The sequence below is a fragment of the Lentisphaera araneosa HTCC2155 genome, from assembly GCF_000170755.1.
GTDB lineage: Bacteria > Verrucomicrobiota > Lentisphaeria > Lentisphaerales > Lentisphaeraceae > Lentisphaera > Lentisphaera araneosa.
On sequence record NZ_ABCK01000018.1, the window covers coordinates 77,682 to 93,498 of the forward strand.

The 15,817-nt window shown below is 40.9% G+C and carries 14 protein-coding genes; 5 read left to right on the top strand and 9 right to left on the bottom strand.

Going from position 1 to position 15,817, the window contains the following annotated elements:
• Positions 1 to 3 precede the first annotated feature (3 nt).
• Positions 4 to 402, bottom strand: coding sequence for a BLUF domain-containing protein (locus LNTAR_RS16940; RefSeq protein WP_007279966.1), 399 nt, complete (start codon positions 400 to 402; stop codon positions 4 to 6).
• 275 nt (positions 403 to 677) lie between these two features.
• Here LNTAR_RS16940 and LNTAR_RS16945 point away from each other — a divergent pair, with 275 nt between their 5' ends.
• Together LNTAR_RS16945 and LNTAR_RS16950 are read left to right on the top strand one after the other, a co-directional pair.
• Positions 678 to 1,832: an acyl-CoA desaturase gene (locus LNTAR_RS16945; RefSeq protein WP_007279967.1), complete on the top strand. Its 1,155-nt coding sequence runs from the start codon at positions 678 to 680 to the stop codon at positions 1,830 to 1,832.
• Between the two features lie 47 nt (positions 1,833 to 1,879).
• Complete coding sequence (locus tag LNTAR_RS16950; RefSeq protein WP_007279968.1) at positions 1,880 to 2,467, top strand: RNA polymerase sigma factor; 588 nt, start codon at positions 1,880 to 1,882, stop codon at positions 2,465 to 2,467.
• Here the strand turns inward: LNTAR_RS16950 and LNTAR_RS16955 are convergent.
• Both LNTAR_RS16955 and LNTAR_RS16960 read right to left on the bottom strand, forming a co-directional pair.
• The gene (locus LNTAR_RS16955) at positions 2,448 to 4,613 is read right to left on the bottom strand and encodes a serine/threonine-protein kinase (protein WP_007279969.1); all 2,166 of its coding nucleotides are present in this window, start codon (positions 4,611 to 4,613) and stop codon (positions 2,448 to 2,450) included. The two genes, LNTAR_RS16950 and LNTAR_RS16955, sit on opposite strands and share 20 nt — an antisense overlap.
• 2 nt (positions 4,614 to 4,615) lie before the next feature.
• On the bottom strand, positions 4,616 to 5,980 hold the full coding sequence (locus tag LNTAR_RS16960) for an AIM24 family protein (RefSeq protein WP_007279970.1): 1,365 nt from the start codon (positions 5,978 to 5,980) through the stop codon (positions 4,616 to 4,618).
• 238 nt (positions 5,981 to 6,218) lie between these two features.
• Here LNTAR_RS16960 and LNTAR_RS16965 point away from each other — a divergent pair, with 238 nt between their 5' ends.
• Positions 6,219 to 6,719 carry an RDD family protein gene (locus LNTAR_RS16965; protein WP_007279971.1) on the top strand — a complete coding sequence of 167 codons (501 nt, stop codon included), beginning with the start codon at positions 6,219 to 6,221 and terminating at the stop codon, positions 6,717 to 6,719.
• 50 nt (positions 6,720 to 6,769) lie between these two features.
• Here LNTAR_RS16965 and tsaB read toward each other — a convergent pair whose 3' ends face one another.
• The 6 genes from tsaB to cmoB are packed head-to-tail and all read right to left on the bottom strand — an operon-like array spanning position 6,770 to position 13,758.
• Positions 6,770 to 7,447 (bottom strand): tRNA (adenosine(37)-N6)-threonylcarbamoyltransferase complex dimerization subunit type 1 TsaB, encoded by a 678-nt coding sequence (tsaB, locus tag LNTAR_RS16970; protein WP_007279972.1) that lies wholly within the window; start codon positions 7,445 to 7,447, stop codon positions 6,770 to 6,772.
• A complete protein-coding gene (tsaE, locus tag LNTAR_RS16975) occupies positions 7,444 to 7,866 on the bottom strand; it encodes a tRNA (adenosine(37)-N6)-threonylcarbamoyltransferase complex ATPase subunit type 1 TsaE (RefSeq protein ID WP_007279973.1) in 423 nt (140 codons plus the stop codon). Before tsaE ends, tsaB begins: the two co-directional genes overlap by 4 nt.
• On the bottom strand, positions 7,863 to 8,762 hold the full coding sequence (locus LNTAR_RS16980) for a thiamine-phosphate kinase (RefSeq protein ID WP_007279974.1): 900 nt from the start codon (positions 8,760 to 8,762) through the stop codon (positions 7,863 to 7,865). The genes tsaE and LNTAR_RS16980 overlap by 4 nt, the downstream gene beginning before the upstream one ends.
• Positions 8,755 to 10,218: a methylenetetrahydrofolate reductase gene (locus LNTAR_RS16985; RefSeq protein WP_007279975.1), complete on the bottom strand. Its 1,464-nt coding sequence runs from the start codon at positions 10,216 to 10,218 to the stop codon at positions 8,755 to 8,757. The genes LNTAR_RS16980 and LNTAR_RS16985 overlap by 8 nt, the downstream gene beginning before the upstream one ends.
• 3 nt (positions 10,219 to 10,221) lie before the next feature.
• On the bottom strand, positions 10,222 to 12,801 hold the full coding sequence (locus LNTAR_RS16990) for an O-antigen ligase family protein (RefSeq protein ID WP_007279976.1): 2,580 nt from the start codon (positions 12,799 to 12,801) through the stop codon (positions 10,222 to 10,224).
• Positions 12,802 to 13,758 carry a tRNA 5-methoxyuridine(34)/uridine 5-oxyacetic acid(34) synthase CmoB gene (cmoB, locus tag LNTAR_RS16995; protein WP_007279977.1) on the bottom strand — a complete coding sequence of 319 codons (957 nt, stop codon included), beginning with the start codon at positions 13,756 to 13,758 and terminating at the stop codon, positions 12,802 to 12,804. It abuts the gene before it with no gap.
• Between the two features lie 267 nt (positions 13,759 to 14,025).
• On the opposite strand from cmoB, the gene LNTAR_RS17000 reads away from it, so the two are divergent.
• A complete protein-coding gene (locus tag LNTAR_RS17000) occupies positions 14,026 to 15,336 on the top strand; it encodes a hypothetical protein (RefSeq protein ID WP_007279978.1) in 1,311 nt (436 codons plus the stop codon).
• The gene (locus LNTAR_RS17005; RefSeq protein WP_007279979.1) at positions 15,336 to 15,695 is read left to right on the top strand and encodes a hypothetical protein; all 360 of its coding nucleotides are present in this window, start codon (positions 15,336 to 15,338) and stop codon (positions 15,693 to 15,695) included. Before LNTAR_RS17000 ends, LNTAR_RS17005 begins: the two co-directional genes overlap by 1 nt.
• Positions 15,696 to 15,817 lie beyond the last annotated feature (122 nt).

Genomic DNA, 15,817 nt, shown 5'->3' on the forward strand with positions numbered 1-15,817 from the left:
GATTTACTGTTTATAAAAACTCTTTAGGAAGTTGTGAGCAGTATCATTTTGTTTATTAGATGAGCTTAAGAAAGAGCTGAGTTCCACTTGGCCTTTCGAGCGATCGTCTGAAATATTTTCAAAGCCCATTGACCAGTTTTTAAAATGGCGATTGGGAATCGGTTTTTGAGATAAAATGGTGATGTTTTCGTGTCGATCGTCCCCGTCAATACGGGCCATTAACTTTTCAACAGCGTCTTTATCGCCTTCGAGTGCTTGCATGAATTCACCATTTTTATAAATGAGCATGCCACTTATGCCAACTGTACAATTGTTGGCTCTAGAGCATGTAAGTATTTGCTCTAGATCCTTTTCGCTAATGTCTTTGCTTGATTCGCTGATATAAATGATTGTGTATAACATGAAAAATCCCAAATTTTACTAAAGGTAATCGCCTTTGTATTGAATCAAAGTCTAATAGACTTAAGATCTAATGAAAACTTTGATATTTAGTAAAGAGAGCATAATTTTACTACTTTAATTTGAAATTCCCTGCTTACTTTAACTCGATTGTATTTGCCGGAAGAGGTTGAAAAAAATGAAGTTTATGTTAATTTGTAGTGCTTCCTTTTCTAGAATGATTATATGTGGATAAAAAGAAAAGGGCGTAAAACAATATAAAAGATTTGGAGAAATATATGACAGAAGACAAAAAATATAATTGGCTTAATACTATCAGCCTCAGTCTCACCTTTATTCTTGCTTGTACACTCGTGCCATGGTATGGGATCAAGTACGGCTTTACTGGCTTTGAGTGGGCAGTTTTTGGCTTTTTTATGGTCTTTACTGGTACGGGTATTACAGTTGGTTATCACCGCTTATGGTCGCACAAAACTTATGAAGCGAATGCCGTTTTTCAGTCGTGGTTTGCTTTTTGGGGTGCAGTCGCAGCTCAGAACTCAATTATCTCTTGGAGTCGCGATCACCGCGATCACCACAAATATGTGGATAATAATGAAAAAGATCCTTACTCTGCAAAGAAGGGTTTCTGGTTCTCTCACATCCTATGGATATTCCAAGATACTCGTACGGATAAAGATTATGGTAATGTAAAAGACCTCCAAGCAAACAAAATTTGTACTTTCCAAGAAAAGTACTACATGCCGATGCTCATTTTCGGTAACTTTGTTTTACCTGCGCTTATTGGTTACATTGGTCACACAATTAATCCTCACGCTAATGGTTTGGCTCACAGTATGATTGCTATGTTCTTGGTAGCGGGTTTATTGCGTTTTGTTCTTAACCACCACTTCACTTTTTTCATTAACTCTTTAGCGCACATTTGGGGTGCACAGCCTTACGCTAAGAAAGATACTTCACGTGATAACTTCTTTCTTGCACTCGTTACATACGGTGAAGGTTATCATAACTTCCACCATACCTTCCAGTCGGATTACCGTAACGGTGTAAGAGCATGGCAGTTTGACCCATCGAAGTGGATCATTTGGACAGCCTCAAAATTAGGTATGACTTGGAAACTTAAGCGCATGCAGAAATGGCAGATCAATCACAAGAAGCAAGAGTTCTGGGGTGTTCAGTCTTTAGAAGGAGCTTTAGAACAACTTAAGACGAAAGATATGCCTGAGCTTAAAGCTAAGCTTGAAAAGACTTATGAAGAGTGGAAGACGGCTTTAGAAGCTTGGTCTGCAGCCCGTCGTAAGAGCAAGACTTGCCAAGATGCAAAAATGCAGGTGAAAGACTTACAGAATGCATTACTCACAAAACGTGATGAGTTCTGCGAGGCGGTGAATTCAATTTTTGCGAATCCGCATTCAGCACCCGCACTCGGTTAAGAAAGAATTTTAAAAGGGAAGCTTAAACGCTTCCCTTTTTTTTGTCTATGGATAATTGGAGTACGAGAAAAACCATGCTGATCCGTCTCAAGGATCAGTACGATGAAAAATCGTGGGAAGAGTTTGTCGCGACTTATAAGCAATACATTTATAATGTCATCCGACGTATGGAACTCAATCATCATGATGCACTCGAGATCGTTCAACTCGTGCTCATTAAGCTTTGGAAAAAGCTCCCTGACTTTAGCTATGATAATTACCGCGGAAAATTCCGCAATTGGCTCTATACCGTCACCGCCAATCAAGTCCGTGATTTTTTAAGAGGCAAAAACCTATCTCTGAGCAAAATTCCCGATTCGAGTAAGGATTTAGAGAAGTCCATTAGCATTCCAGAAATAGAAGAGATTGCTGAAAAAGAATGGAAGACTTATATCGCGAATATGGCCTGGGAGAAAGTTATAAATCATTTTAGCGAAGGTGTGTGCCGAGCATTTTTGATGAGTATTGAGGGGCATGGAGTGGAGAAAATTTCTGCGGAAATCGGCGTTAGCGAGAGCTCTGTCTACGTTTATAAAAAACGAGTCCAAGATCGTCTACAGGAAGAAATTGCCTACCTCAATTCTGAGTTTGGATAAAGTCGATTTTTATCCCACTTTCTTTGAGTAGAAGAGTAGCTTGAGAATTCTTCTTTAAATTTGATGGCTTAGAAAGGCTCAATTTTTTTAAAGAAGTGATTTTTGCGAGTGGCGCATAATCTGCGAGCGGTGTCTCGATTAAAATGAGATGCTCAAGTGATTCACGATTTTTATGAGCGGACCAAATAAAGGGATTGACCTGACAGTTGACTAAGCGCATCGTTTTAATATTGTCGATGAGACTCAGTTGACGAAGAGGAACATTGACTTGATTGTGTAACTCTAAGTATGAGATGTTTTTTAAGAAGTGAACATGCTTATTGAGAGTTTTTATATGTCGCTTACAGATCAGCTCTCTAATTGGTAGTATTGATAAGGTGAAAAGTGGAAAACTCTCTTGAGAAGTCACAAATCTAGTGGGGCTGAGTTCATCTCCTTTTTGCAATAGAGTTTCTTTGAAAATTCGAATTTTATTTTTGTTGGAGAGTTTAATGCGTTTGAGACCAAGAAAGATGGCATGTTTATGCTTAGAGAAACTCGGGTCTTTTTGAATGGTTTGAATTAAACGAATGATTTCGTCTGTATTTCCTTTGAGAATTTTCTTTTGATCAAAGAACTTGTATTTGATTCGATCAATTTGCAGGAAGTACTTGTTTGCTTCGTCTACATTAAGTTCGAGAAGACTGATTTTTCCAAATAATACGATGACGGATTTGTAGTTAGGGGCCAGTGACTTTGCTTGTTCGGCATACATTTTAGCGCGGCTAAAATTACCCTGATTAAATGCTGAGTAGGCATCTTGAATGAATTGATCCGCGGCGATTTGAGCGATAGTGACCTTTTCTTCGGAAACTTCATTGAGTTTCTCAATAGTCTCCTGAATCTTCACACGACTATTCATCAGCTTTCGAAAATTTTCGCGACTTTTTTCTTGGGAGACTTCTAAATCATCGAGAGCGCTAGCGGCTTTTGTAGCATTAAGTTTGGCAATAGCTTCACTCTGACTCAGGTTGCTGTAGGAAGCAATCGAGAGGATTGAAATAAAAAGAATAAAGCAGAGGCATAAGCTAAGTAAAAACTTATTTCTCCTGAGGAATAATTTGGTTAAGTGCAAGGGTGGGGCATTTAGTGCCAGAGGCGCATAACCACTATTCCACTTACGCAAATCATCCGCCAAGGCACTTACGAGCTTATAGCGAGAACGGCTTTTTAATGCCATAGCTTTTAAGCATATGGCCTCTAATCCAGGATCAACTGACCAGTTGAGTTTAAGTTCACTTGGTTTAGGGAAATCGCCCTTGATTGTTTTCTTTAGTACTCTGCGGTAATCATCATCGAGAAAGGGTGGTTGCAGGGTAATGATTGAGTAAAGGATGGCACCTAATGAATAGATGTCACTACGAGGATTTGCGTAGTCCGCACAAGCTTGTTCAGGGGACATGTAGGCTGGACTTCCAAGAACAATGCCATCGAGATTTTTGGTGTCAGTTTGGTGAATAATACTGAGTTCTTGAGTATGTGAACGCGTATGAAAATCACTGGTTTTATAAAATTGCGCTAAACCCCAATCCAAAACCTGAACTTCACCATAATCTGAGATACGAATATTGTCGGGTTTTAAGTCCAAGTGTAAAACGTCTTTAGAGTGGGCATAAGCCATGGCATCACAGACTTTGAGAAAGATATTGATAAGATCGTGGAGAGTCGAAGGAGCAAGTTTCTCTTGTTGGCTGAAACGTTTGATGATTTGACTTAAGGTATCACCATTAATTAACTTCATTGTGAAGCAGGGGCGATTTTCGAAGAGGCCGATATCGTGAACAGGGACAATATTGGGGTGCTCGAGTAAAGCCGTTACACGAGCCTCAAAAATAAAGTCATTCCAATCCTCTTTATTATTACTTTTAGGCACGGCCATGGCGAGGTGTCGTGTAGTGTCGCGATCCACAACTTCGTAAATATCCTTCATTCCACCCGTATCGATCTGCTGCTTTTTATCAAACTTATCGTTATTGATCGGCGATAGTGGGATATTGAGTTCTTGGATACGCGAGGGAGGTGTTTTCTTTTCTTCGTGATAAAAATTAGCAATGAGTTCCGAAGAATTATCGAAGGCGCGTTGAAGGTCTAAGTCATCTTTAGCCATTCTTAAAATCCGAGGAATTTTCCTACGGCGCCTAAAATCGTATCGAAGAAGCGTTCGCCAGGAGTTTTGTTATTCTGTATAGGTGAAGATTGGTTTTGCATAAGGATAAACTTATCGGACTTAAAGCGATAGTCAAAGAGATTGCATTTACCTAGTAAATAATGCCAGAGATTTTCATTGCGAACGAGCCCCACGGGGCACGAAGCTTGGTAGCCCACGAGGTGATCTTCTTTGATGCGCAGGGTCTCGCCGTTAATTTGATCCCCACCGCCGTGGAGGTACAGATAAATTTCGCCACTTCCAGAGAAAATGATGTGTCTGAAAACCAAGCGCAGCCAATTGTGGATGCTAAAGAAGTTCCAACGAGTACTTAATTGAATATCACCCTTGATGGCGATGATTTGCCCTGGCTTGAGAATAATACCCTGGCATTGATTTAAAGTTATTTTGCAGAGTTCATCCTCGGCTTGTGGCGCGATAAGAGTGAGTTGCTGACCCTGCTCATTGGCATTACTAAAGTCCGTCATGTTGATCATTTCTGCCGAGTAAGAAATAATCCAGGCTTTTTTGTCCCATAAGAAACGGTTTTTACGTTGAAGCGGTTCATCAAAACTATTGTAACAGTTTTGTTTCACAGAGATACTTTCATTTTCTTTGAGCTGAATTTTCACCTGTTTATTGGTGTCGGACCAAAAACTGACTTCTTCAGCAAGACCTTCTTCCTGGAGAAAATAAGGCGGACGTTTTTCGACCCAAGCACCAGGGAGATAATACCAAAACAGGCGGTTAATTAAGGGGGCGAATAAAATAAAAAGAGCAACGATAAGGATGGTGCCAGTAATTTTTTTGACATGCCTTTCATACCAATCATACTTCTTGAGTTCAGCTTCTTTCTGCTCAAGTTCAAGCTTATACTTTTGAGTGTCCGACCTTAATTTGGCTTGGGTTTTGCGACTGTCGCGACTGATGAGAAAAAGCTTTTCTTGTAGTGCCTCGGATTTTTTTAAACTTTCTTCTAAGAGCTTTAATTTGGCTTCCCATTTTAAGCGATCATCAATAAGAAAAAAGAGCGGTTCGTTCTCATTGTGCTGAGCAATGGATTTTTTTAATGACTTTTGCAGGTCGAGTTCTTGTTGAATCTTAAGCTTATTAACTTTCATCGAAGTTAGTAAATCTTTTTGACTTTGAGCAACTTCCTCAAGAGCTAAATTTAATGAGTGAATATCGGCAATATTTTTATCGCGCTTTTCATACCATTGCACAAGGCTTTTTTTGACTTGTATCGCCACGAGTATAAAAACGACAATCATCAGTAGCTTGAAAGCTTTTGTCGTAAGAAATTTGGCTATGTCGAAAGCGATTTTCATAAAAATTTCGTAGAAATAAATCTTCCTTTAGAACTTATTGATAAAAAATTAATAAGGTAACTTCTATACCTTGCGTCAAGAATAGAAAAATGGAATGTTTATAAAAAGTGAGCTTGGGAGGAATGGGTAAAAATTCGCAATTTTTCTAATAAAATTTCACATATGTGGCGGATTTTTCGTAAAGAGCAAGCATAATGAAAAACCTAAATGGAATAAATTGAACAAGGAGAAGGAAAAAATGGAAGAGAAGAATATCTACGCAGCACCCGAGGCTGAAGTCTTGGATGAGGTCAATATAAATTATAATTTAGCATCACGTTGGCAGCGTTTTCTAGGATCTTTTATAGATGGCTTGGTAATTGGGCTAATTACTATACCACTCATGTATTTTACAGGTGGCTTTGATGGTATAACTGAAGGGCATCAGCCGAGCTTAGTTTATACATTAGTGATGAGTTTAGTAGGCTTTGTGATCTTTTTAGGAATTAATTATAAATTCCTAAAAAATGATGCTCAAACCATAGGCAAGAAAGCGATGAAGACTAAAATTGTTACGAATGACGGCGAGCAAGCGAGTTTTGGTCGTCATATCATTAAACGCTATACTTTATATAATTTTCTAGGAATGATCCCCGTTATAGGACAAGTCTTGTCACTAGTCAATTTAGTTTTTATTTTCGGTTCAGCGAAACGTTGTGGCCATGATTATTTTGCAGATACAAAAGTCGTTGCTCTTTAAGAGCTAACACTCAAGTGATTTCAAGAGCCTGATGCTTTGCGTCAGGCTTTTTATATTTGCGGATTGCGCGTTTTAAGTGGTTCGACAAATACCGCGGGGCGCACGTAAATGGGCTGTAGGCTTAGGGCTTCTTCACTTGGATCTTTGGGATGGGCGTGGCCATCGAGGCATAAGCCTTGGATATGCGGTTTTACATCGCAAATGAGAGGAATCGAGGAATTGACTTCAGCGAGTTTTTCTTCAGGCATGGGGCTGACCAGCGCATCATACTCAGATGATTTTTCTGCGATCTCCGCAATTTTGCAAATGAAAATTTCTTTTTCTGTCCATTGGCCTTCAAGCAGTTCAAAAGTATTGGCGATGACTTCGTCTCGACGTCCATCGTGAAGAACGGCGATGCTTTGAACATCGGGTTTTTCTTTAATAGCATATTCAAGGAAAGAGAAGCCGCTATTACAACCTTTCATGAGGGTTCCAAAACCAGTAGAAATGCCGTGGGCAAAAGCAATGCCAACTCGAGTGCCAGTAAAACTGCCAGGACCTTTGCCAACGAGCCAAGATTGGACCTCGGAAATATGGAGCCCTTGTTCGCGAGCGGATTCAATCATTTTTGGCAAAATAACTGAGGCGCCAAAACGTCCCGTTTTTTCTGCGTGAAACAATGTTTCGCCGTCTTTTATAAGGGCAAAAACTGCCGTGTCGGTTGAGGTGTCGAGAAGTGCAATCATGAGTTCATGTCCGGGAGGTCGATTTTGCGCTCAGTCTCTCCCTGATGCGAAATGTTGATGGCGAGTGCATCTTTTGGGAGCATCCAAGAAAGGCGCTCGGGCCACTCGACGAGAGAGATCGTATTCGGATCGTGCAAGATTTCTTCAATGCCAGCCTGGTAGGCCTCTTCGTCATCTTCGAGGCGATAAAGATCCATGTGCGCGAGTTGCACACCACTTTCACTTTGATAGAGGTTCACTAAGCTAAATGTGGGGCTAGTGATAGCACCTTTGACTCCTAAAGATTGCAAGAAGGCGCGAGCAAAACAGCTTTTTCCAGCACCAAGGTCACCACAAAGAGTGATCACATTGGGGGCCGAGATACGTTTTGCGAAGTCCGCAGCAATCGTCGCTGTTTCTTGTTCAGAATGAGAAATCATGATTGAAAATGGTCGAAACCTTTGTTAATAAAATTCAGAAGAATGTGCTCGTCATCAAGGATTTTTCCAGTGCCTTTTTTAAACTCGCCAATTTTACTGAGTTTTGTGCTAAAGGGCCATCGCTCAATGAGTTCTTTTACTCGCTTGGGACCTACAGCAAAAATGAGTTCGTAATCCTCGCCATCACAGAAGCTTTCTTTGAGTGAGGCATCTTTCGCTAAAAAATTTCGAGCGGGAATTTCTTGAGTCAAGAAAGTTAAATCAAGTGTATTTGCAGAAGCTTTAAGCAGGCGTTGTGAGTCCAAGAGCAAGCCATCAGTCACATCAATCATTGCTTTGGCGTAGCTAGAGAGGAATTTCCCTTCTTCCACACGAGGGGTGAAGTGAAGATGATGTTCACTTGGGAAAGAGAGCCCAAATTCGCCTGTGGAAAAAAGTAGATCGCCGTCTTCAGCGCCACAACGTTGAATGGGCTTGGCACTCTCCCCAGTAATCGTAAGGCTAAAGGCGTTGGGCCCGGGACTGGAAGCTAGGTCGCCACCGATGAGGTGAACTGAAAATTCTTCGCCACATTTAAGCAGGCCGTGATGAAAGTCTTTGAGCCACTGTTCCGAGCAAGCTGAATTCACATTGCAGCTGAGCACAGCATAACGTGGGATGCCGCCCATGGCCGCGATGTCACTGAGATTGCGCTTCAATAATTTGGCACCGCAGATTTCGGCAGGAGTTTCGGCTAAATAATGGCGTCCCTCAATAAGTTGGTCGCAAGCAATGAGAGTTTGCATTCCGGGAGTCGGAGTGAAAGCGGCGCTATCATCGCCATTGGGCACAGTGATTTGGGCATCGCCAGAGGGAAGCTTACTGAAGAGATCTTTTAAAAAATCATCCTCAGTCACTTGGTTGCTCCAGTAAATCGAGTTGGTTGAGGCTCGCGGCCATGCCAATTCGCGCTAAGTGAATACAGCTACTTTTGCCGTCTTCGCAAAGGTCATCACTCCTAGTGCCACCGCAGCAGCCATGAATGAGCTTTTTCGGGCAAGCACTGAGGTCGGTGAATTGAGTTTTTGCTAAGTCCGCAGGACTATCGTCTGAAATCCCCGTTATCGTTTTTTTGAGGAGGCGTGCAATAGAGCCATCTTTTTCATCGAGATTGAGTTTTTTTGCGAGCTTAGTACGGAAAACTTCAAATTCCGAAGGGTGGTTGAAGTCGGCGTAGATCAGGTCGTCGGTATTATCGCTACTCAAAGATTCATCAACGGGACGCAATTCTGATTTTTTGTAGATGTAATAAGTGCCTGTTTGAGCGTGGTTCGAGCTTTTTAAATCTTGATTGGGGAGAGATTGCACAATGCTACTTCCCGGGGAGAAGGAGACGGATTGATTGAGCGCGTCCCATTCTTGGTAAAATTGTTCTAAGCTAATAATTTCTTCCATGCAAGCACGCATGCGAATCATCACTTGGTGCAGTTCGACAGCATTTTTAATGCCTTTAATTTGAACTCCACTATAGCCCATGAGTGCGCAAGCATTGATTTGCAGACAGAGGCGACGCAATTGAATGTTCATGAAGGAAGAATGATCTTGAGCTTCGTTGAGTTCGCGAAGAACTAAGGAAGAAATTTCGCGAGAAAGGGGGACGCCGGGTTCCATTTGCAGGTCGGTGATCATCGGCAAGCAATCATGAGAAATTAAATTGAGGCGAGCAATGAGCGGAACGGTAATTTCGCGGTGAGTGCAAAAACGTAGGAGCTCATCATACTTTCTCATATCGAGGCCCGCTTGCGTGGTGATGAATTTAGCGCCTGAGCTGATCTTTTGGATCATCTTCAAATATTGGGCAAAACTACTATTAACTGAGTATTTAAAGGGATTGACCGCAGCGCCAGTATTTATGTTTTCGTGTTTTGCAGTGCAATTCCGTAGTTGCTCAGTGCTTTCAAAGTACTTTTCTTCACCTTCCTGAAGCGTTCCGCTGATCAGGAGTAGGTTGTTTATGCCTGCAGAGCTAGCAGCCGCCACTTCTTCTTCAAAACTTTCTTGGTCATGACCTTGGCCACTAATATGTGATATGGCGGGCTTCGTCGAAATTTTACTCAAGCGTTGTGCTAATTTCCAAGCGGGTATGTGCGTAGGGCCTTGTATACGGTCATTCACTGCTATACCGACAATTTCTTCGTGTCGTGAGCATTCTTCGGCAATTTTTTCGAGACTGAACATATTATCGCTATCGCCTTCACCTTCGAGTGGAGGAGCGACTTCAACGACAACAGAAAATTTTCCTCCTGCTAATGCATCTTGGAAGGGGTTGCTTTCGTTAAAGTTAATATTTAATTGATCATCGTCTTGAGTCATGAACTAAAAATCTTTGTATTTTAGAGTTAAATGAAAGAAGCTTTCCGTACGAATTTTTGGGAAATTACTTTTACCTAAAACCTGTTTACTTATCATCCAGTTGAGTGAAGGAGTATTGAGACTTATACTTTGCTCCTTAAATTGAGAGTTGTAAAGGGAAAAGAGGTAGGTATTCGCCGAGAAAAAGGCTTGTGGGGAAGAGAAAAAGCTCGTTTTGAACTTTTGGCTACGAATCATCGTGATAATCTCTTGGTGAGGAAGACTGCGAACACTGGTTTTTTTGGCGTTAATGAGGATCGAATTAAGTCCATCTTGAATGATGATGAAAGCTTGCCCTTGTGAATCTTCGAGAATGAGATGAGGACGACCGAGTGCCGTTGCGCTTTGCGCAAAAAAGCTTAGGAGTGCGATACGACTTGCCTTAGCCTTGAGCAAAGTTTCATGGGGAGATGAGTATGCGAGATCTTCTTTGATTTGAATGCTTTTAAGTTTCTTTTGGCAGTAGCTCAAGTAATGAGAATTTTCCTTGCCGATATCTTGGCGTAAGGCAATCAATTCCCGCCAATAAATAAAATCAGCCTGAGTAAATTTTTTGGGATCGAGGATTTGTCTTTGCTTAAACTCTTTAGGAGCCGTTCCAATATAGAAGGGGTCGATATAATTGAGCCCTTTGATTTGATGAAGTGAGTTGGCGAGTTGCAGGGCTTGCTCAACTTGATTTTGTTCGATAGCTTTGTGCCATGACTGAAGTGTTTCGCTGAGTTCGTCTTGGAAGAGGTATTGCGCTAAGCGCAGAGATTGTTGTTTGTAAAGTTTTTGAGTCTGAATCGCGAGGGGGATGTTTTGATGACGAAGAGCGAATAACAAGCCATCACTAATATTGCTCAAGCGAGCTCCATTAATCTGCAGTTCCTTGGCATTGGCCTTGAGAGCTAATTGGAGCGCGTGAGCTTTTTTGTCGGGATCGCTTGATTTGATATAGCGTAACTCTTGGTAATAAGCGAGAAGGCGATTGGTGTTGATATAGTTGGGGGCGCGTTTCAGCATGGTGCTCAGGTAGGGAGTGGCTTTAGCATCGTCCTGCAAGCCCATGAGTGCGGCGTTGAGCGCATGGTAATTGTAGCGGGTATTATTGGGGTCCTTGGTCACGGCTTTTGCGTAAGACGCAAACGATTTCTGCCAATAAGTTTTTTTCTGTTCAGCATCAAAACTCACCAGTGCCGCACTTTGATCATTAAAGCCATGGCGATGAAACCAAGAAGCTTGAGTTTGATTGATGGCAATAAAAGAACCAAATAAGATGATGATGAATCCCAAAGCCTTGCGAACGGCAAGAGTCTTCTTCACTGTGGACTTATGCTTGGTCACGGGGATGAGCAAGCCCATGCTGAAGAGAAAGAGCAATGTAGTGGCATTTTCAATCAAGAGTTTATCAAACATGGCACAGACACTCAGAACAAGAACGCAATGCAGTGCTGAGGCATTTTTTCGACCCGGAACTTTTAGAATAAGGAGAAAAAAGCACAGAAGAGCGAGGCAAGCGGGAAGTCCGACTTCGCTGGCAAGTTTCAAGAGTTCATTATGAGGGTGACTTGAGTTTGGAGCGGAAATCGGCAACATCAATTGCTCAGCTAAGCGGTAATTGGGGAAAGCATTGCTGAATTGCCCAGGACCCGAGCGGCCCAGTAATGGTGCACTCTCAATCATTTTAGCTGTGCCTTTCCAGAGGGTTGGACGCAGTTCGTTGTGAGTCAAAGTAGAAAAGTTCTTTTTGGCGTAAATCACTCCTCCAATTGATGCGACAAGAAAAGCAAAGACTAAGATTTTTTTGTAAGCTTTGCTAGATCCGCGAAAAATGAGATAGGCTAAAACAAGTCCGAAAGCAAGCCAAGCCGCGCGTGAATTTAAGCGATTTAAACTCAGGAGTGTGCAAGTCCAGACGAAGAGGAAGGATAGCAGTGTTGAAGTCGAATTTCGGAAGTGTTTTGGAAGAAATCTAAAGGCTTGGTAGAGTGCTTGGCGTAAGAAAGTTACGGCCCAAGGACTAGTGGCGAGTAAGCTGGCAATTAACCAGTTTTTATTTGCAGCAATTCCCGTGGGAGAACTGAGTAAGTAATAATAAATGAGATTGAGGAAGTAATAAAGCCCAAAGAAGCGTGGTAAAAGAGTGTGTTTTTGTGCTAATTGCGAAATGCCGAGAGGGATAAAAACAAAGGCTAAAACCGTGAGTGTTTCAAAGGGACCTGACTTGTGAAGCCAAGCAGAAATCAAAGTTAATAGGGTGAAGATCCCCGCAAAAATGAGTCCTTTTTTCTCGTGTTGTCTAAGCTTATTAAAACTCATCCGACTGATGATCAGGGCCAAACTCAAGTAGGAAGCAATGGCAATAGCGGGAATTTTAAACTGAAAAGCATTATAGGCGAGCTTCTCGTTGCCGAGCCACTTTAAAAGCCATTGAGATTCCATGGCCAAGCCTTGTGGTGCGAGTAAGGCCAGAGGAAAACCCAAGAGTAATAAAAGCGCAAAAATCCAAGAGAATAAGCGACTTTCTATGGTCAAAAATGCCGATGGATTTTTTGTCATTCAGGCCTTTTTCTTGGCGCGTAAATAGATACGTATGGGAGCGGGATAGCCCTCAACAGTTAAGCCCGTTTCTTCATCGACAAAATCTTCGTAGGAACGGAAGGGCATCCATTCAGTTTTGCGCTGATCATTTGAGCTCATGGGATGAGATTTGAAAAATTCGATATCGACAAATTTTGCCTTTTTGAGCCAGTTAATCAGGCAGTTGGCCGTGGGCACAAAATAAGTTCCTTTGACGAGGGCATAAGTTTCGTCGGGGAAAAGTGCCACGTGATCATCGCCGGGAATGGCTTGGCTCTCGATGATGAGGTCACCACCGGGCTTCATGCTCTGATTGATAACGCGCAACATACCCACGGGATCGGGGTGATGATAGAGGATGCCCATGCAGAAAATGGTGTCGAAGAACGTTGGGTAGTGTACGAGGTGTTCCATGCCAATAGCTTCATAGTGTAAACAGTTAGGGGCGGTTAATTTTTGCAAAGCCTGAAACTGTAAGTAGTACTTGATGGTGGGGTCCATGCCCAAAATAAATTCGGGGTCATCGGCGAGCATACGGTACATATAATAACCCGAATTGGCGCCAATATCACAAATGCGCTGGCCTTTCATATTGGGTAAATAGCCTTCGAGCATGTCCCATTTGTAATCACTGCGCCATTCCGTATCCATCTCGATGCCCGCAATATCGAAGGGGCCTTTGCGCCAGGGAATTAATTGTTTGAGTTGCTCTTTGAGTTCAGCGCGTTTCTCGTCGCTAAGGGAATTGGCTTGTCCAAAACGTACTGCTTTTTGGCTGAAGTCATTATTTGTGAATTGATAATCGGGCATTTGCTCAATGAGATCGACTAAGGGTTTATTACCCTTGGAATTCAGTATGCGAGTGGGTTCTTTGCGAAGTTCGCGAATCGCCTCGCTATCAATTTCGTCTTTGTATAAATCGAGATAATCAGTCATGTTTCAACTTAAATAATTTGTTTGCGCTACTCTAAGCCCTGCGCCCACAAAGTAAACTTTTTTCATCTATAATATTTTCCGAGAGCTTTTCATGTGTAGCAATTTGTACATCCCACGATTGGATTCTAATGTTTATTTATATGATTGGGGAAAAGAAAAGTTGATTAGGTGCTTTGAGGGTAAATACTTTATGAAAAAGCCTGTTAAATAATGAAAATTTTTATTACGATATGTTTTTTGTCACTTACCATTTTAGGAGATTCAAAAATGTTAAAAATAAATAGTTTTGATAGCGTCATTCAACAAATGGATGTGGCTGAAACTACTGAAGATCTTTTATTAATGCATAAAGATTATTATTCTTATTTAAGAAAAAATTACTTATCTAAAAAAACTTTAACCTCTACTGAATTAGAAAATATGAAGGACTTTTTTTCGGCAGAAAAATTATTTTTTATTATGGAGAGATATAAAACAAAGATAAAAGATTATAGGAAAAAAAATAAAGATCAGTATTACGAATTAAGACAAAAAGGCCTTTCGTTTTTAGATAATTATGCGCTTAAATTAAAACGTGTAGTGGAAACAACTGGGAAGCCACTGTCAACATGGAATGATCCTCAACTATTACATGGATTGTTTTATAAAGCTCCTCCCACTGAAGAGATGCTCAAAGCTGAGCAAGAATTTGAAGCTCGAAGAAAAGCCGAGAAAGATTATTTGGTATCGCTAAAATCACGGGGGATTAGACCAGTAGCAGATAAGCTTTTGCATGAGATTGGTTTATACCCAGACGAACCAGGCTTTAGGTCACTTTCATATCAGGAGTATGCTCAAGTTTACTTACAAGCGATTAAAGAGAATAATGAAGCTCAGCTTGAGTATATGTTACAATACAAGTTTGTTAAAGAGTTTTACGCTGACCTTCGTCGTTTACTAAAGTATTACAAAATCCGTTTGAAAAAAGATGAGTTTATTGAGCTTTACAGTAAAATAGGTGTTCTTCTTCAACCCTTTGAAAAAATAGTTATTAAACAAAGTCTTGTTGAAGCTAAAAAAGCTTCTGACTGGAAAAAAGAAGAGTTTGAAAAGCGTAAGTTGCAAATTCGTAAGGATGATAGAAATAAACCTAAAAGAGTTAGTACAGATCTTGATCGCCAACGAATAGCGCAAGAATTAAAACGTTTAGAACAAGTTCTTGAGTCAGGTGACAAAGATCAAATAGCTTCAGCTTTATTTTTTGGTTATGGTATCCATTATCCAAATGCTCAACAACAGATGAAAAAAGCGATTTTAAAAGACTGGTCAAATTTAGAAGCTCAAAACTTTTTAGAGGTTTTAATTAAAACTCTAAAAACGGTTCAAAATGATGCTCGTAATCACTTCGTATTTGAAAATGGCGATTTTGTATTGTTTATGCCAAAATCGGATTGGCCTACAGAAAAGCGAAACAAGGACCAGGAATGGCTTACAATAAAGGGAGTTCACTTACGTTACGATAAAGAAGCTGATCGTTATTACTTAGATAAAACAGCGGAATACCGTAACTCCATGTCCTACTTAGTGGAATTTAAATAATGTATAACCTCGATGTCGCCTTGTTAAAACTTTTAAGTTTTTATCGTAAAGCTGATCATGATTATGTTTTAGAGAAATTATCAAACTTTACAAAATTTGCTCACCACGATATTGACGAAATCTTATACCTAGCAAAATCTTTTCTGAAATCAGCAGTGTTTTTAGACCTTTCTCGCCATACATACACATTACAAAGTGAACAAGTAGTAGGTCGGGAATTTGCGGACATCGCAACATTTCATGATCTAAGCGAAGAAGATATTTGTTATTTCACAACAGAAGCACTCAAAATCGTCAATGTTTGGAGTCTAAATAAGAAACTAGATTTTCTTAGAAGTTTCTCTGACTTCAATAAATAATTTTTGAACTTAGAATATGGTGTTTTCGGTGCTAATTGAATGCCGAAGGCATGTTATAACTTAGCCCAAAGGCGTGAGCCTTGGGTTTATAAATCCCCAAAAAATAAGAGAATGCCAAGGGC